Annotated in this window: 13 protein-coding genes and 1 tRNA gene; 8 read left to right on the top strand and 6 right to left on the bottom strand. The window is 64.2% G+C overall.

Annotated elements, in window-relative coordinates:
• Positions 1–50: 50 nt before the first annotated feature.
• Genes ACPEH2_RS01905 through ACPEH2_RS01890 form a run of 4 tightly spaced genes read right to left on the bottom strand, consistent with a single transcriptional unit; the run spans position 51 to position 8,242 of the window.
• Positions 51–3,482: a type ISP restriction/modification enzyme gene (locus ACPEH2_RS01905; protein WP_423718101.1), complete on the bottom strand. Its 3,432-nt coding sequence runs from the start codon at positions 3,480–3,482 to the stop codon at positions 51–53.
• Positions 3,479–6,565: a helicase-related protein gene (locus ACPEH2_RS01900; RefSeq protein WP_423718099.1), complete on the bottom strand. Its 3,087-nt coding sequence runs from the start codon at positions 6,563–6,565 to the stop codon at positions 3,479–3,481. Before ACPEH2_RS01900 ends, ACPEH2_RS01905 begins: the two co-directional genes overlap by 4 nt.
• A gap of 16 nt (positions 6,566–6,581) precedes the next feature.
• Complete coding sequence (locus ACPEH2_RS01895; protein ID WP_423718097.1) at positions 6,582–7,652, bottom strand: hypothetical protein; 1,071 nt, start codon at positions 7,650–7,652, stop codon at positions 6,582–6,584.
• Positions 7,649–8,242: a hypothetical protein gene (locus ACPEH2_RS01890; RefSeq protein ID WP_217532382.1), complete on the bottom strand. Its 594-nt coding sequence runs from the start codon at positions 8,240–8,242 to the stop codon at positions 7,649–7,651. The genes ACPEH2_RS01895 and ACPEH2_RS01890 overlap by 4 nt, the downstream gene beginning before the upstream one ends.
• Positions 8,243–8,653: 411 nt before the next feature.
• On the opposite strand from ACPEH2_RS01890, the gene ACPEH2_RS01885 reads away from it, so the two are divergent.
• The gene (locus ACPEH2_RS01885; RefSeq protein WP_423718096.1) at positions 8,654–9,034 is read left to right on the top strand and encodes a (deoxy)nucleoside triphosphate pyrophosphohydrolase; all 381 of its coding nucleotides are present in this window, start codon (positions 8,654–8,656) and stop codon (positions 9,032–9,034) included.
• A gap of 3 nt (positions 9,035–9,037) precedes the next feature.
• On the opposite strand, the gene ACPEH2_RS01880 is transcribed toward ACPEH2_RS01885, so the two are convergent.
• Positions 9,038–10,150, bottom strand: a complete 1,113-nt coding sequence (locus ACPEH2_RS01880) for a hypothetical protein (RefSeq protein WP_423718095.1) — start codon at positions 10,148–10,150, stop codon at positions 9,038–9,040.
• 346 nt (positions 10,151–10,496) lie between these two features.
• On the opposite strand from ACPEH2_RS01880, the gene ACPEH2_RS01875 reads away from it, so the two are divergent.
• Positions 10,497–10,730 (top strand): hypothetical protein, encoded by a 234-nt coding sequence (locus tag ACPEH2_RS01875; protein WP_423718094.1) that lies wholly within the window; start codon positions 10,497–10,499, stop codon positions 10,728–10,730.
• Complete coding sequence (locus ACPEH2_RS01870) at positions 10,690–11,328, top strand: site-specific integrase (protein WP_423718093.1); 639 nt, start codon at positions 10,690–10,692, stop codon at positions 11,326–11,328. The genes ACPEH2_RS01875 and ACPEH2_RS01870 overlap by 41 nt, the downstream gene beginning before the upstream one ends.
• Positions 11,329–11,460: 132 nt before the next feature.
• Here the strand turns inward: ACPEH2_RS01870 and ACPEH2_RS01865 are convergent.
• Positions 11,461–11,535: transfer RNA gene (locus ACPEH2_RS01865), tRNA-Arg, on the bottom strand.
• Positions 11,536–11,582: 47 nt separating this feature from the next.
• Between ACPEH2_RS01865 and ACPEH2_RS01860 the strand changes: the two genes are divergently transcribed.
• The 5 genes from ACPEH2_RS01860 (at position 11,583) to ACPEH2_RS01840 (ending at position 16,887) form a co-directional block, all read left to right on the top strand.
• Entirely contained in the window at positions 11,583–12,398 is an 816-nt protein-coding gene (locus ACPEH2_RS01860) for an endo alpha-1,4 polygalactosaminidase (protein ID WP_423718092.1), read from the top strand.
• Between the two features lie 301 nt (positions 12,399–12,699).
• On the top strand, positions 12,700–14,394 hold the full coding sequence (locus tag ACPEH2_RS01855; RefSeq protein ID WP_423718091.1) for an AIPR family protein: 1,695 nt from the start codon (positions 12,700–12,702) through the stop codon (positions 14,392–14,394).
• 126 nt (positions 14,395–14,520) lie between these two features.
• Complete coding sequence (locus ACPEH2_RS01850; RefSeq protein ID WP_423718090.1) at positions 14,521–15,078, top strand: TetR/AcrR family transcriptional regulator; 558 nt, start codon at positions 14,521–14,523, stop codon at positions 15,076–15,078.
• Complete coding sequence (locus ACPEH2_RS01845) at positions 15,075–16,196, top strand: GDSL-type esterase/lipase family protein (protein ID WP_423718089.1); 1,122 nt, start codon at positions 15,075–15,077, stop codon at positions 16,194–16,196. The genes ACPEH2_RS01850 and ACPEH2_RS01845 overlap by 4 nt, the downstream gene beginning before the upstream one ends.
• A 319-nt stretch (positions 16,197–16,515) precedes the next feature.
• Positions 16,516–16,887, top strand: coding sequence for a hypothetical protein (locus tag ACPEH2_RS01840; RefSeq protein ID WP_423718088.1), 372 nt, complete (start codon positions 16,516–16,518; stop codon positions 16,885–16,887).
• The last annotated feature ends 6 nt before the right edge of the window (positions 16,888–16,893 follow it).

Genomic DNA, 16,893 nt, shown 5'->3' with positions numbered 1-16,893 from the left:
CGACGTGGCTTAGCGGCCGCCCGATGCACGCCCTTCGGTTCGCGATGCCATCAGCTGAAGTCGTCGGCAAAGAGCCCACTGTGATCGCCCCCGTTCGTCTTCGGAGGCTGGCGCAGTGCCGCGGGAGGCGCCGGCAGCTCCTCCGCTGAGATCAGAGGACCGGCCACGATCTCGTCGAGCAACGCGATCCCATCGGGCAACTCCGCGAGGGTCTCCCTGATCGCCGCAACGATCTCGATGAGCTCGTCACTCCACTCTGTTGCCCATGCCGTGGGCCGGATGTGGTCGAGAGGCGAATCACTAGAGGCGGCACGGCCGGCGGGCTTCACCATGCGGTAGCCAAGCCACTTCGGGATGACCTCCATCCCACTGACGCTGAAGCGCCATACGTCAGCGGGGACACCAACTAGCGCGCCGTCGGCAACGCGCAGCGTCTGCGTGGCGGAGTCGTAGGCTAGATCGGTCTTGCCGTCCGGTAGCCGCGTCGGTTCCATGGACCACTCGATGCCAGCGGTGGAGATGGCGCCCTCACCGAATCGCTCACCAAACGTCTGCAACCAGACGAGCTGCTTGCCGTGTGCGACCATGCGCTCGAATAGCCCTGGGTCCGATGTCACTGGCACACGTGGACCGGGAGTCTCAAGCCCATCAGCGAACCGCGCCCGATAATCCGCTCCGGCGAGCACGCCGAACGCGTACGCGAACAGTCGCTCGAGCGTCACCGCGGCAGCACTCGGTTCGACCGCGCGATGGCGGGCCGTCAGGGCTGCGAGCAGCTTCGGGTCGGCGTTAGGTGTCTTCTTCGCGTCCCGGTAGAGCGGGATGATGTCCTTGCCGCCGCGACCGCTGAAGAAGTGCTTGTCAGGGACCGCGGTCGTCAGCGTCGCGGCCGGGCCATCGCCCAGGCTGGTCGTCGTCATCGTCGTGAGGAAGACCTGCTCCTTCGACAGCGATGCCCACAGGGACGGGCTCTCGGTCTTCGCAAGACGAGGGTCCTCGAATGTCCACTGCCGATCGAACGACCGCATCCCGAACCTAACGATCGGCTCGTGTGCATCACCCGCGGCCAAGTCCATCAGCTTCGCCATGCCCGCCACCTTTGTGGTAATCGTTCGCCCCGTCTTCGATGGCGAGAAAGCGGTGAGGCGCTCGTCAGGAACGCCTGTCTGGGTGAAGGCGCTCCATCTCCGCTTCAGCGTCCGCACATCTGGGGCGACCGGCCAGGTTCGGCTAATCATCGCTCCGGGCTGTTGCCAAGGGAAGAGATCGGTGAGCTTCGGGAAGCTGGCCCAGTCTGCCCCGCCGGTCACCGGGATGAACGGGCTGTGCCAGTCGTCACTTGTCAGCATCGTATGCAGGCGAGCGCGACCCGCGGCGAGCTCGGACAGGATAGAGAGCTTCTCATCGCGGCTCTTGCCGAAGAGGCTCGCGTACCGCACGGACGCTGGCCTCGAGCGGTCACCTCGACCGCGGCGTGTGAGGGTCACGATCGCTACCGGCGACTGGATGTCGAAAACATTCGCGTCCTTGCGCGCGCCGAGGCCGTCGCCGTGCAAATCGAGCACGATGATCTCGTCAGCGACCTCACGGGCGAGGCGACGCAGCCCAAGGAACCCGGCACCGTCGAGCCACGAGGATGCTGTAATCATCGACATGACCGCGGGCCCGGTGTTCTGCTCGAATACCTTCCAGATCCCCCACCGCCAGAAGTAGACGTAGAGGTTGTACAGGCTTGCGTGCGCGCTGAATATGACGTGCCTGCGGGCGTCGTCGAAGATGTCGTCGAAAAGCGAACGGAAGCCTTCAGCCTGCGTACCGCGGGTGCGCGCCGTGATAAACCCGCCGGTACCCTCGCTCTCGACGCGGTCATAGGGCGGGTTGCCGATGAGCACGTTGTGGTGCCGGTCGTATTTCACACGATCCGCGAGGCGGCCCTCATCGCCGATCGGGTCGTCAATACCTTTCAGGCCCTCGGGGCGCCGCATGCCAAGGGTGTCGCCAAGGTAGATCGGTAGCCGCGCCTTCTGGCGAGCGCCTTCAGACAGGTCGAGCGAGACCTTGAGATGGCTCACGGCATAGGAGGCGAGCGAGATCTCGACCGCGGACGCGTGCTTTAGAGCGGCGTCGGCCCCAGCCTGCCCCGCGTTGCGCTTGGCCTGCTCCAGCCACTCAACGAGGAACGTCCCGGTGCCGTTGGCAGGATCGAACATCGACACGACCGCATCATCAGGGTTCACGCCTGCCGGCATCTCGATGTCGGGGTGGCCAGCGACGTACTGCCTCCACGTCGTCGAATCGGCCACGCCAAGCGTCAGTCCGAATGACTTGAGCGCGTCGTCGACAGTCTTGACGATGTAACGGACAACGGGTTTGGGAGTGTAGAAGGCGCCCAGGTCCTTCCGCTGCTGTGGGTCGTACTGAGCGAGAAACTCCTCGTAAAAATAGACGACAGGGTCGTCTCGCTGGTTGTCTGCGCCGAAGTCAGCGAGCAGCTCATCGACGTCAGTGTTGGCAAGTTGGTCAGCCAGGTCAGCGAGCCCGAGCTCGTCAACATCGATGACCTCGTCGGTCTCGTCGCGGAAGCGCGAGTAGATCGCGTCGAGGAAGTGGTTGTCGAACTTGATGACTGACAGCGACTGTTCAGCTTTGAAGTCCTCAGGGTGGGCGATTCGCGCCGTGAGTAGTCCGTAGACCATCGTCTGCGCGTATACGTCGGCGAATCGCTCGGGTGTGATGTCCCCGATGAGCTTCTCTTGCACGTTCCGGTACAGCGAACGCATGGGGCCGTCGGCCGTCTCGACCGTGAGCAGACCATTCACCTCGTCGCGTACATCCAGCGCGACCTCGGCCATGCGACGCGAGAGAGCTTTCGCACTCTTGATGCCCTCCCGGTACCCGGAGAATCCGACCCCGGCCGACGGGTCAGTGACGACACGAGGGCCTTCGTCGCTCGTCCACCGCAGCTCGTCGAGAGCGCGACGGGCAAGCAGACTCAAGCGGGTCTCGGTGGGCTGATCGTTCCAAGTGAGAACCCGAAGAACGCGCTTTCCCTCTCTCTCCTGAAAGTTGACGACGTGGAGGACGGGTTGGCTGCCGTCGGCGTGGCAGAAGAACAGCAGGTCGCTCAACTTCCATGTCGGCAGCTTGCCGCCGCCCTTGCCGCGCTTGCTCGTCACAAGCTGCTGAACGAGACGCCGCACCGCACCGATCGGCAACTGCCCACCTTCAAACCGCAGATAGAACGCGCCGAACTTCTGCTTGGCCGTCAATGGAGGGATCTGGGAGATTCCAGTGAGCCGAGCGACATGTTCGGGATCGAGCTGGAGCTCCTCAGGTGCCCAATCGAGGAGGATGTCATCCGCCTCCAAGGCCATGTCGTAGATCGGCCAGTCGAGGCCCTCGTAGAGCAGTGAGAAGAGGCCCCCGATCGAACTCGGCGCGGCCTTGATCAGAGCGCGCAGGCGCGCATCATCGGCATTCATACGATCTCCATCCAGCACAGCGTCTGAGGCGTCGGCGCATCCATCGGGAGCTGCACATCTTTCCGGAGCTGTTTGGTCTCTGCTCGTTCAAACTCGCGCAGTGCCGCGTGCAGGGTCCCCCGGTCGGAGAACGATGCCTTCGTTGTGTCGACCCCGGCGTTGATGGCGTGGTCGATAGTGAGCGGCCCGCGTTCGACCTCATCATCGGTCTTGAGGCTCCACTCGATCCGACCGGGACTGAGACTCCACGCGGGGTCGCTGTCATCGTCGACCTTCGTAAGCGTGGGGACTCTGCGGCAGACGAAGAGACCCTTGGGCTTGCCGTCCTTCGCCACAGATATGCCATCGGGGAGCCGTTCGGTACGGACCTCCAACTCGGGGTCGGCCTTGGCGAGTTCGAGCCACTTGAGTCGCAGCTCCTCCAGCGGGGAGATGTCGCCGATGTACTCGTCCTTGAACGCCTGGAACACCTTCACGTCATCGAAGATGTCGGTGGCGTCGAGCAGCTTGCCCCCGGGGATCCCGAGTGTTTTGGAGATCATCAGTGTCTTGCCCTCGACGCGGCCGACGAGTTGCAGAAGGGTGTTGATCTCGTCGGGCGGCAGGAAGTTGCGGATCTGAATCTTGCCTCGGGTCCGTTTGGCCTTCGGCCTTTCCTTGACGAGTTCCGCCTCGATCGCGGGGTTCATACGCCGGTCAACGCGGCCGATGCGCTGCATGAGCCGTACGGGGTTCCAATGGATGTCGTAATTGACCAGAAGCGTGCCGTCTTGGAGATTCACTCCTTCGCTGAGGACGTCAGTGGAGATCAGCACACGCAGGGGTTCCTGTGTTGCACGGTCTCGCTTGCCGACCTTGTTGTAGAACGGGGCAAAGCGCTTGATCATCGCGTATCGGTCACCCTTGCGGCCACCGTCGATGCGGTCGACATCCGTCAGACCCGCCTTCAGAAGCTCCTCGTGGAGGTAACGGGCGGTGTCGGCGAACTCGGTGAACACGATCACCGGCTGTGTCCGGAACTCTTCGGTGAAAACCTCCCCGTCGAGCGTCGCCTTCTCGGAGCTCGAGGGACCCATCAACAGCGTCCGCAGCTTCGCGAACTTGTCGTCAAGGCCTGCACCGGCGAGCACGAGGTTCATGAACTTGGTCAGCTGGTCCAGGTCGTCGAATGCAGCGGCGATCATGTCGTCGAGTCGGTAGCCGCCGCCGACGAGGTTGTAGTCGAGCTCTTCGAGCTCCTCCTCGGTGAGGTCTTCCTCGTGCCATCCTTCGTCGATGGTTGACCGGTAGGTGTCGTGAATGGCCTGCAGCGTCGGCTCGTTCGCGGCGCGCCAAGTCGCTAGATCCGCCTCGCTAGTCGCGTCACCCTTGACATTCACGTCGAGCCACCTGAGCACCTTCGCCGAGAGGTCTAGGCACGAACCGGCGAAGGCGGCAAGGCTCGACTCGAACCGCTTGAGGAAGATCGTGCGGATCAGGGCGACCACCTGCCGCTGCCGGTTCTCCAGCCGTGTGTCGACGTTCGGGTCGGTCGAGAACGCCAGCGGATAGTACATCGGCAGCACAAACAGCGGATTGGCGCGACTGAAAGCGGCCTGGATCTCGTCGAACAGTGGCGAGTACAGCAGACCGAACGAGTACGGGACCGCGCGGGGAATCTGCGGGTCGGGAAAGATCACCTCGGCACCACCCGCCACCTTCGCGCTTTCGACGGCGTAGCGGCGGGAGTTCTGGTGGATGATCGACTGGAAGAGCTTGTCGTCGGCCATTATCTGGTCGATGGCCGCGTGATCGGGAACGACCTGCTTGAACGGCTTCTCGAGATTCACGATGTACTTACGGAGGCTGTTCACACCGATGCTCGCGAAGTGCGAGTCCTCATCTACGCCGGTGAACAGCTCGGCCTGGTGAACGAGGTCGAAGAAGGTGTTGTTGATCGGCGTGGCGGTCAGTAGGAACACCGTCTTGCCCCTGCAGATCTCGTGCATACGCCACCAGCGCGAGCCCCAAGGGTTCTCCTCAGTGGGAGACTTTCCGTGGTTCCGGAAGTTGTGCGCCTCATCGATGATCACCACATCGGCGCGCTTCGCCAGGTGCTCGATCTCCGCAGCCCCCGACTTCGTCGTGAGGTCGGTGTGGGCCTTGACGATAACGTTCGAGAATTGACCGCCGTATAGATCGGGAAGCCGATCCCTGATCTCAGGATTCCATACGGCATCCTGACCAGTTTTCGTGGCCATGATGAGCACGTTCTTGCGCTGCCGGACGGCGTAGTACTCGGTAAGCATGAGGCCGACGAACGTCTTGCCAAGGCCGACGCCATCGGTAAGGAACCCGCCGCCCCAGAGCTTCGATATCTCCACAAGCGAGTGAAATGCCTCGCGCTGGTAGGGCGCCAGTTGCGGATAAATCACCGACTCAGACTCCTCCCACGTCTTGTCGGTGGGATCGGCGTCCGCGGTGAGCGCGTGCAAGGCCTTCGTGTACACCTCGAAAGGGGTGAACTCGCGCACGTTGTGGTCGAGCACGGCGAGCAACTCTGAGTTGACCGGCGAGGCGGTCTGCCAGTGCTCCTCGTACCACTCTTGCAACTCAGCGACCTCGGGGCCTTGGAAGCGCACATTGAGCTCCACGTTCTGCGTGAGCCCCGGCCGGGTGAAGTTGGACGAGCCGACGAGCGCCGCCGAGCCGACGACACGGTGACGGCCGTGGGTGATGTAGGCCTTGGCGTGGAACTTCTTCGGCTTGTACACCCGGATCTCTATCTTGCCCGAGCGAATACCGTCGACCACGCCCTCGACCCCGGTGAGGAATGCATCTCCACTCTGGCGTTCGACCCTGATCGATGTGTCGAGCGCGGCGGCGATCGCGTCGGCGGTGGTACGGCTCGTCTCGCCACCGATGAGGAGGCGGATGCGGTCGACCTTCTGCCACGCGCCGTCGAGTGCGAGGAAGGCGCCGATCTCGAAGTGGCCAGTGGCGATGTCGATCGCCTGGCTCAGGTCGCACCACTCGCGCACGTATTGGAGGGCCTTCCAGTCCTCGTTGGTGTTGTCGACGATGAAGCTGTCGGGAGTTGCCACGTTTATCTCTCTCGTTTCAGCCCAGGTGGCCCGGGAACCACTCGTTGGGCGTGACCGTGGCCACGCGCGCCAATCTATCGACGTCGCCAACCACGAGGACGTCGCCATAGGTCGTCACCCGAAGCGTCGCGCCGTCTGCAAGACCTCGGGCAAACGGCTGCTTGCGACGTTCGCCCGAGTCGAGGTCGGCGATCTCCTCACCCTCGACGGTGTAGAAGTGTGGGGTGAAGAACCCGCGGGCGATGTCACCCTCCGGGTCGGGGCCGAGGTAGCCGAGTAGACGGGGTGTTGCGCCGACGAACCCGCCAACGGCCCCGTCCGTGTCGATCCACACCTCGCGACCGCGCGGTTCGACGGCGGTCCAGGCGCGCACCTTGTCGGCGAAGTCGCCGGTGACCCTTGCGCGCACGGATTCCATCGTGTCGGGGTGCACGACATCACCTGCGCGGGTCATGCGGTAGCGCAGCTCGGGGATCGTGCCAACCCAGGTGCCGCCGATGCTCGGGCGAGGCAAGTCCTCTGGCGTTTCCAGGGGCGTGTTCTCGGTGACTACAGCGACCGTTTCGCCCATGCTCGGAACCGGGTCTAAGGGGTAGCGTCCGGTACGTATGTCGTCCAGCCGCTGGATCAATGCACCGATGCGCCCCGCGATGTGCATGCCGGTGGACTGCACGAATCCGCGCACGACCTTCCCCGCTTCGAGAAGCTGGGCGGTCGTCGGATCGTCACCGAAGTGAAACCAGGTGTTCCTGGTGGCGAGGATCTTCTTCGCTGCGACCTGCTTCTGGAACTGCCCGCCGAACACACCCAGATACGGAGAGTCCTGCTCGTGAACATAGTCGCGGAGGATCACACCGGGATCCTGCGGCTCGAAGCGATGGTTCGGTCGCCAGTTCTTCGGGTCAGAGTCCTTCAGCTCGCTGATCCTCGCCGCGAACCACTGCGAACCCAGCGACTCCCGCAGCGCGAAGTGGCTCGTGACATAAAGATCCCAGCCGAACGCCCGCATCAGAGTGAAGTATGCCTTGATGAGCTCGCCGGGTGTCTCGTCCTCAGGCAGCGCAATGGAAACGTCGACCTCACTCATTCGTTTGGTCCTTCGACTGACTTTTTGCCGTACCCGGTCATGATCGGCACGACGCGCGTCAGCGCGTAAACGGCGAACAGAGCCGACGGATCGGCAAGCGGCACCTCGATTGCCGGCTCGGTCTTGAACCGCGTCGCGCTCGGAAGCAAGACACCATAGGCCCCCGTGCGCGTCGCACCGAACCCGGCGAGCAAAGCTTGCGCGTCGCCGCCAGCCCATTCACCGATCTGCGACCACTCGACCGCTGTGCCAGTGGCTCGCCCGCCCCTTCCGTAACGCAGCGCACGGATCCGCGCGACCAGTTTGTCACCGACGAGCTTCGGCGAGATCGCTCCGGCATCCTCGAGCCGCTCGTAGTCCGACGGGCCCGCGAGAAGCTCCGCGAAGCCCAGCGACACCTCGTCGCTGTCATCCCAGCGGACCAGCGAGACCTGTGCGCGAAGACCGTCACCCGCCTTCAGGTTGGCGAGCACCGCGTGGGCCGGACGCTCCTGCCTGTCGCCATGCCACTCGCTCGGCGGAACCACCTCGATCGCGTGCTCGCCATCCAGCACCTCAACGCTCACTGGCCCGATCATGAAGCTGGTCAAGCGCTCCCCCTCCTCTGGCTCGCTGCTCGGTCTGGCGCGCGAAAGTTTTCCAGGCTATGCCATTCCAAGGACACTGTCGCGCTTGAGCGATGAAACACGCGCCTTATGCCAGCTCGCGATCCCCTGAATCACTCCGCCCCCACCACTCACCGGTAACCGTATCGAAACCACGCGATATGGGTGGAGGTTTGACGGGTCCGCGTTTCCATCAGGCGATGCCGCCTGCGCCTGAGCACAGCGACGTCCTCTATGGAGGAGCACCGTCTCGGCCGCCGCGTCAAGGTGAATTGAGCCCTGCGTCCGCTGGCACTGATCGCCTACGGGTTCTGATGCGATGACTCTTTTCTGCGGCAGGATGGGCATTGCGCCCAACCAACTCCGAAAGGGACGTTTGTGCATAGGCAGATCAACGTGGTCGGTGCGGTGATCGTGCGCGACGGCGAGGTACTCTGCGCGAAGCGCGGTCCGTCGGGCAGCCTTGCCGGGCACTGGGAGTTCCCGGGCGGGAAGATTGAGCCAGGCGAGACCGCTCGAGCCGCTCTCGAGCGCGAGATCGCTGAAGAGCTCGCCTGCAGCGTGGATGTCGGTGACGAGCTGACAACAACAACGCACGACTATGACTTCGGAACCGTAACCCTCACGACTTTCTGGTGTGAGCTGATCGACGGAACGCCTCAGCTGATGGAGCACGCCGAAGTTCGGTGGTGCCCGCCAGAGGAGCTCGAAGGCCTCGACTGGGCACCAGCTGATGTCGCCGCGGTGCGAATGATCGTCGGCGGCGTCAGCGGTTGATTGCTACGGCCGGACCAGCTCGAATGAGTCTCCGTCGCGGGAGGCGAGAGTGATACCGAGGTCAGCCGTCAGTTCCTGCAGGTCCGACTCTGCACGACCAGGAAGCAAGATCATCGGGGTCACCTGGGTATCGAGCGCGCGGGCGTTGTGCGTGTAGTCCAGCACCTGACCGATCGCCATTCGGACGTACTCGCGCCCTGTAGATTTCTTCGCCTCGACCACCCACCCCTCGGCCTCCACGTACATGTCCGGCTCGATGATCGCTCCGGCGACCGGGAGTCGAAGTCGGCTGGGCGGTGTGCCCCGTTCGGTGAGCCACTGCCCGAAATCTGCCTGAAGCTGAAACTCCTGGCGCGAGACGAGGCGATCCCCTGGCGGGAGCTGAGTGGCATCGACGATGACGTTGATGTCTGAAGCATCGGGCGGGTCCCAGCGACCCACCTGCGGCTTGAGCAGCCGAAGCTGGCCCGGATTCGGAGCGAGCAACGTGGGATTGGCGTCCAGCGGCACGAGGTTGAACACGATCGCGCGCCGAAGATTGCCGTCCGCGCCGGGAATCTCGTGGAAGGAGCACAGAGGATCGCCCGTCGTGAACGCCCCCACGTAGGTTGCGTATGGCGGTTGAGCATTGAAAACGCGAATCGTGCGTCCGTCGTCCGCAGCATTCAGCAGCGCCTTGTTCCCGCGAGTGAACTCCTGATCCCCAGACTGGCCCTCGCCGGTGTACGCGAAGCTTCCGTCGGGCTGCAGACCTTCGTGAAGGTCATACCCATACCGTGACCCGCGCGCCGGGTTGGTGAAGATGAAGATGTCGGAAGTGCGGCTGGAGGAAGAGATTCCACCTTGCTGCCCTCCGCCATACTGCCGATGGAGCTGCCGGCGCCGAACGGTATCGCCAACTTCGAGAGCCCAGTCGCGCGGCGCACCGTCTCGAGCAGGAAGTCTTGACCGCACCTCCTCAGCCTGAAGATCGTCGAGCACCCATCGAGTCGTGTCCTCAGGCAGCGTTCCGTACAGCTCGCGGAGAATCTCGCGGACCCGCTTCTGGCTCACGCCGGCCTCCAGCGCGAGCAGCGCGGGAGTCGTTGGGTCCATAGCCGGCAGCGTATCGGTCATGGCGCGTCAGCTGGTCATCAAGTCGAACGATCACCCGAACGCTCGGTCCCGTCCGCTCCGACATCCAGCCAATTCAGCAATCGGGCGCGGTCGCAGTGCTCGTCGTCGAACGGCTGCTACGCGGAGCGCGACAGCGCGGAGTCTGCAACGAGTGAGCGGCGAGAACGGAGGCGCGACCGATCGCTACACTCTCGGCGTCGGAGGAGGCGCCCCTGCACCGCAACCCCAGTTGCCCACGTCTGCCGGTATCTATCCACATCTGTCATCGACCGCGTTGACGACCCCCGCCCAGCGTCCGACACTGCCCCGATACTGACTGTCGAGCCAGGCACCAGCGGAGGTCGCGATGGGCAGCATCACCCCGTACGAGACGGGCAAGGGCCGCCGCTACCGCGTGCGATATCGCAAGCCGGATCACACCGAGGCGGAGAAGCGCGCCTTCACCACGATCCGCGAGGCGAAGCTCTACCTCTCAATGGTCACTGGCGAAGTCGAAGGGCGAATACATCGATCCTTTGTCGTCTCGTGTGCCGGTCCGGATGGTTCTGACGCTTGCGCACACCGGCCTGCGCTGGGGTGAGGCGACGGGGCTGCGGGTGCGCAGCGTGAACGGGCTGCGCAAGCGCTTCGTCATCGAGGAGAACGCGGTGATGATCGGCTATGAGATCCACGTCGGCACACCGAAGACGCATGAGAAGCGCTCGGTCCCATACCCGGATCGCCTCGCTCCGACGATCGAGCAGGCCTGCGCCGGCAAGAGCGCTGGAGGGCTGCTCTTCGGCGACGGCGTCCATCACATGCGCAATTCCGGCAGCCAGGGATGGTTCGCGAACGCGGTGAAGCGTGCGCAGGCGATCGATCCGTCGATCCCGCGGCTCACGCCGCACGACCTCCGCCACACCGCTGCATCACTGGCGATCAGCTCGGGCGCCAACGTGAAGGCCTTGCAGAGGATGCTCGGCCACGCATCAGCAGCGATGACGCTCGACACCTATGCCGACCTCTTCGAGGCTGATCTGGACGCCGTCGCCGCACGCCTGAACGCCGCGATGCCGCTAGTCGCACTGCCACCGAGTCCTCAGACCCGCTACCGCCGATCCAGTGACCGTCGAGAGCAGTTTGCTCAGTTGTCCGAGGCACCGCTGGGCCGCTCGAAACGCTCGATTTCGGTGTTCTGAGCCGCCAAGCGAGGGGCCACGCAGCGCCTTGTTTTCAGCTCATAGCGTTTACAAATGCGGGCAAAAAGGGGGCAAAACGCGATCCTGAGAGGTCTGACAATAGAAGAAAGACCCGGTCAGAAGAAAAAAGTGTGGTGCCCCTGGAGGGACTCGAACCCCCAACCGTTTCCTTAGGACGGAACTGCTCTTCCATTGAGCTACAGAGGCTGGCCCGTCGAGTCTACCGATCCCCCGGCGTCGGGTAGGTTCGCGACATGACCGTCCGGCGTGCACTCCCCCTGCTCGCCGCGACCGCATTGCTGCTCAGCGGATGCGCCGGCCAGTCACCTCCGCCGCACGACCCGCCCGCTGGTCCGCAGCTGCCACCCGCCGGAGGTCAGCTCGACTACCAGCTCGGCGGCGCCTACGGCCCGCCCGATGGCGCCGAGATCGTCGTACGCGACCGGGCCGCGGCATCCGTCGATCACCTCTACTCCGTCTGTTACGTCAATGGCTTCCAGACACAGCCGGGTGAGCTCGATGTCTGGCCCGATGAGCTCCTGCTCCGCGATGACGACGGCGAGCCGGTCATCGACCCGGACTGGCCGAACGAGGTAATCCTCGACACCCGCAAGGCGGACGAGATCGCGAAGATCGTCGGGCCGTGGATCCGCGACTGCGCGTCCGAAGGGTTCGAGGCCGTCGAGTTCGACAACCTCGACACCTACACCCGGACCGACGGCGCTCTCACCCGCGACGACGCGCTCGACCTCGCGACTCTGCTCGTCGACACCGCGCACGACGTCGGACTCGCGGCCGGACAGAAGAACGCCGCCGAGGATGCCTCCCTCCTCCGCTCACGCGCCGGCTTCGACTTCGCCGTCGTCGAAGAGTGCGCGGCCTACGAGGAATGCTCCGCCTACACCGAGGTCTACGGCGATCACGTGCTCGCGATTGACTACACCGACAACCTGCCCCGGCCGTGGGACGAGGTCTGTGCCGACCCGGAGACACCGGCATCCGTCGTGCTGCGGGATCGGGATCTCGTCGCGCCAGACGATCCGGCGTACGTGTTCGAGACCTGCGGCTGAGGTCAAGGATGCCCGTAGGTCTCCACGGGCCGTGAGCACAGCGCCTGCCGCCAACGCGCTTGCCGTCGTCGCGCGAACGACCAAGGTTGGGTCATCGAAGCGCGAATACTACATATACACAACTAGGAGATGGGCTCGCCAGCAACCACGTGCGCTGTGACTCAACCGACGCCAAACGACCGCGGATAGATAGCTCGGGTCGCGGTGTGAGGGCGAGTCGGGGCTGACGTCCACTGCTAGTCGGGCGCAGGAGTCGACTGCTCACTATGCAGCGCTCGGTGGTGCACAGTAGCCTGCGCACATGAAGTCCAGCGATTTGAATTACGCACTAGTGTCCAAGCGCATCGCTCGTGTCACCGAACGGACCGGGCTGGCGGAGTCAGCCGCTTTCCTCGTGTGGTTCCTCGAGAACATCTACCGATTGGACGAAACTGATGCGCGAGACGCGGTCTGCGACCACTCGAACGACAAGGGTATCGATGGGATCTACGTTGACCACAACAACGAGGAGATTCACTTCCTTCAGGCCAAGATACGACAAAACGACAACGGCAAGGTTGGAGATGTCGGACCGAAGAACTTGATGGGTTCGGTGTCCCAGTTTGACGCCGTCGAAAAGGTGAACACGGTCCTTTCAGGTAACGCGGACAACGAATTAAAGCGCCTGATCGTCCGGATACAGTTGGCCGACATGGTCGCAGCTGGCTACCGACTCGTCGGGGTCTACGTCACAAACGAGTCTCATAACGCCGACTCTGAGGGCTACGCCAAGGTCACCCCCGACCTCATGATCTTCGATCGGGAGGAGATTGCCACACGGATGGTCGAAGTGGATCTCACCGAAGGCAAGAAGGAAGAGTTTACCTTCGACACCTCCTATGTCGATCCACTCGAAATGAAGATCGGGGCGGCGTCAGACGATCCGACCATGTTTGTGTTCCCTGCGAGGGCCTTGCAACTAGTGCATATGGACGGGATCGCAGACGGCTCGCTTTTTCGTGAGAACGTGCGTTACGGGCTTGGTAACACTAGCGTCAACAAGGCTATCCGTGGCGCGCTCGCGAATAAGTCTGGGCACGCGAATTTCATCCTTGGGCACAACGGCCTGATCATCCTGTGCTCGTCTGCGAACAGCTCCAAGACAGGCGAGCTGACGATTAGAGACTATTCCGTTGTGAACGGCGCCCAAAGTCTCACGAGCTTCTACAACGATAAGGCAAAGCTGACGGACGACCTACGTGTGCTGGTGCGGGTCATTGAGGTTCAGGACGAGGCACTCGCCCGCAGGATCACGGAGAACAGTAACAATCAGAACGCCATCAAGCCGAGAGACCTGCGATCGAATCACGCCATTCAACTCCGACTGCAAAAGGAAATGTCGGAGGCGGGCGGCGGGTACTTTTTCGAGATCAAGAGGGGCGAAAAGGCACCCGTCGGGGCAACGGTTGTTACAAATGACGAGACCGGAAGGGCGCTTTTGGCATTCGATGTGCAAGAACCCTGGTCCGCTCACCAGGTTTACAAAGTCTTCGACGAGAAGTATGCCGAGATCTTCGGACGCCCCGAAGTCACGGCGCAGCGGGCAATCTTCTTGCATCGACTAATGGGGGTCGTAACCGGGAGCTTGCCGAAACTCAAGAACCGCCCGATGGCCTCGTACACGCTCACGCGATACTTCATGCTGTATCTGCTCTCAACCATCTTGCGCGATAACGAGGCCTCCCGTCCTTACGTTTCAGATCCGTCCCTACTCACGGAACCGCAGGTGCAGGAGTTTTTGGCCAAGTGCGAAGAGATCTTGAAGACTGTAGTCGTCGACCTGAACGTCGAATCCAAGTCGGCCGAATTCGACTATAAGTCGATTCTCAAAAGCCCCAAACAAGGCGGTGAATTGGCGCAGTCGATTTTGGCAAGTTACGAAAAGGACGTTGAGCGCGAGAAGGCGGAGAGCTTCACCGGCTGGAAGCCAAAATCCGACGAATCAACACCCGACTGAGCGAGAACCTGAACATGCAGGCCACGATCGAGCCTCAGACGCCGCGAAGATCGATGTGCGCCATCGTGGGATCTCCAGATCGCACGCTTCGGTATGGTCAACCTAAAGGGTGTAGGTTTACTCCTCGTGCCCCGCGCAAACCTGTCCCCCGACGCTCTCACCCGGGCGGCGCTCGACCTCATCGACGCCGACGGACCGGGCGCGCTCTCGATGTCGGCGCTCGCCCGGAGCGTCGGCGTGCAGACCGCCAGCCTCTACGCGCACGTCCGCGACCTCGCCGCGCTCCGCAGCGCCGTCCAAGCCGCCGTCTTCACCGAGCTCGCCGACACCATCGGCGACGCCCCCACCCTCCGTGACCTCGCGGACGCGCAGCGCACCTACGCGCTCGCGCTCCCGGCGCGCTGGGCGATGATCTCGCAGCCGGTCGAGCGCGACGAGATCACCGAGCCGGCGGCATCCCGCATCTCGACGCTCGTCGTCGGATCGCTCGGCGACTACGCCCTGCCCGAAGGCGAGACCGTCCACGCGGTCCGCTTCGCGAGCGCCACCATCGCCGGCTACCTCGCCCTCGAATCCGCCACGTCGTTCGCCCACCGCGACGAGGCCACCGACACCTCCTGGAACCGCGCCCTCGACGCCCTCGACCGCGCCCTCCGCACCTGGACTCCGAAAGACGCCGCATGATCGACATCACCCTCGACACCACCACCGTCCGCGGACTCGCCGAGCTCGAACCCACCGAGCGCGGCCTGCGCCCGCACCGCCTGCCCGCCTGGGTCCGCACCCAGTACCCCGAGCCGCAACTCCTCGGCGTCGAGGCGCAGCCCGCCGGCGCACGCATCGCGATCCGCACCGCGGCATCCCGCCTCGACCTCGACCTCCACTCGACCCGCGCCACCTTGCGCCGACTCTCGCGCCCGCGCGGACGCGTCGACGTCCGCATCGACGGCGCCCTGCACGACAGCGTCGAGCTCGACGGTGGCGACACCCTCGACACCGATCCGGCCACCGGCATCCGTCAGCTCGTCGAAGGACCGGCGCAGCGCATCACCGTCGACGGACTCGACCCGCGCGACAAGCTCGTCGAGCTCTGGCTACCGCACAACGAGACGATCGAGCTGATCGCGCTGCGCGCCGACGCGCCCGCTTCGCCCGACACGACCGAGCTGCCGCGCTGGGTGCACCACGGCAGCTCGATCAGCCAGGGCTCCAACGCGACGCAGCCCAGCTCCACCTGGGTCTCGCTCGCCGCGCGCCGCGCCGGACTCGACCTGCGCAACCTCGGCGTCGGCGGCAGCGCCCAGGTCGACCCGTTCATGGCCCGCGTCATCCGCGACACCCCCGCCGACATCATCAGCGTCGCGCTCGGCATCAACGTCGTCAACGCCGACGCCATGCGGCTGCGCGCGTTCGTCCCGGCGGTCCACGGCTTCCTCGACACCATCCGCGACGGCCACCCCGACACGCCCCTGCACCTCACCACGCCGATCTGGTGCGGCATCCACGAAGACACGCCCGGCCCCGGCATCATCGAGCCCGAATCGTTCGCCACCGGCACGCTGCTCTTCGGCGCCGCGGGAACCCCCGGCGACACCGCCGGCGGACGCCTCACGCTCCGCGTCATCCGCGACGCCCTCGCCGACATCCACGCCCACCGCGACGACCCGAACCTGCACCTCGTCGACGGCCTCGCCCTCTACGGCGAAGCGGATGCCGCCACCTATCCGCTCCCCGACCGGCTCCACCCGAGCCCCGAAGCGCACCGCCTCATCGGCGAGCGCTTCGCGGCGATCGCGTTTTGAGCGTCAGCCCGGGCCCGCTGCCGAATCACCGCTCGCGTGCCGAATCACCACCCGAACGCGCACATCTCGCTGGTGACTCGGCAGCCGGATGGTGATTCGGCCGGAATGCCGGCAGCCGCGCGCCCGTGAGCGTCAGCCCTTGTAGGCGGCGAGCTGCAGCAGGTTGCCGACGGTGTCGCTGAACACCGCGGTCACGACCGGCCCGTGATCGATCGGCGCCTGCGTGAACTCGACACCCAGCCCCTGCAGCCGGTCGTACTCGGCCGCGACGAAGACCTCGTCCTAGCAATGCAGTCGCACCGGCCGATAGCGTGCGCGTGTGAGTCCTGCCGCACGACCCCACGCGTCGTTTCGTCGAGCTCTCGCGATCCTCATCGCGACCACGACCTTGCTGCTCTCGGCATGCGCACCCGCCTGGGAGCAGGCGGTTCCGGCCATCGGCTACGCGATGTGCTCCGACGACCCCGAGCTGATCACCATCACCTACGAGTCCGGGGACGGAGTCGAGTCCGCCGAGGCACGTCAGTCCGCAACCCTCGGGCGGGTCTTCCTCTCGGTCTATCTCACGGGCTCGGGCTCGTACCCGGCAATCGCCCGCCCTACGACCCTGGTCGCGCAACTCGACGGACCGCTCGACGGTCGCTCGGTGGTCACCTTCGACGACCAGCCCGTCCCCGAGGTCGACTGCTGACGCCGC

Origin of the sequence: Microbacterium sp. NPDC064942 (genome assembly GCF_049545525.1) — a bacterium.
Lineage (GTDB): Bacteria > Actinomycetota > Actinomycetes > Actinomycetales > Microbacteriaceae > Microbacterium > Microbacterium gawkjiense.
Note: the sequence above shows the minus strand (reverse complement) of the source record. Positions and strands in the feature narration are given on the sequence as shown.

Excerpts from the sequence above, each read along its gene's own strand:
- ACPEH2_RS01905 (WP_423718101.1), bottom strand. The coding sequence starts at position 3,482 with ATGAATGCCGATGATGCGCGCCTGCGCGCTCTGATCAAGGCCGCGCCG.
- ACPEH2_RS01895 (WP_423718097.1), bottom strand. The coding sequence starts at position 7,652 with ATGAGTGAGGTCGACGTTTCCATTGCGCTGCCTGAGGACGAGACACCC.
- ACPEH2_RS01880 (WP_423718095.1), bottom strand. The coding sequence starts at position 10,150 with ATGACCGATACGCTGCCGGCTATGGACCCAACGACTCCCGCGCTGCTC.
- ACPEH2_RS01875 (WP_423718094.1), top strand. The coding sequence starts at position 10,497 with ATGGGCAGCATCACCCCGTACGAGACGGGCAAGGGCCGCCGCTACCGC.
- ACPEH2_RS01870 (WP_423718093.1), top strand. The coding sequence starts at position 10,690 with ATGGTTCTGACGCTTGCGCACACCGGCCTGCGCTGGGGTGAGGCGACG.
- ACPEH2_RS01860 (WP_423718092.1), top strand. The coding sequence starts at position 11,583 with ATGACCGTCCGGCGTGCACTCCCCCTGCTCGCCGCGACCGCATTGCTG.
- ACPEH2_RS01855 (WP_423718091.1), top strand. The coding sequence starts at position 12,700 with ATGAAGTCCAGCGATTTGAATTACGCACTAGTGTCCAAGCGCATCGCT.
- ACPEH2_RS01845 (WP_423718089.1), top strand. The coding sequence starts at position 15,075 with ATGATCGACATCACCCTCGACACCACCACCGTCCGCGGACTCGCCGAG.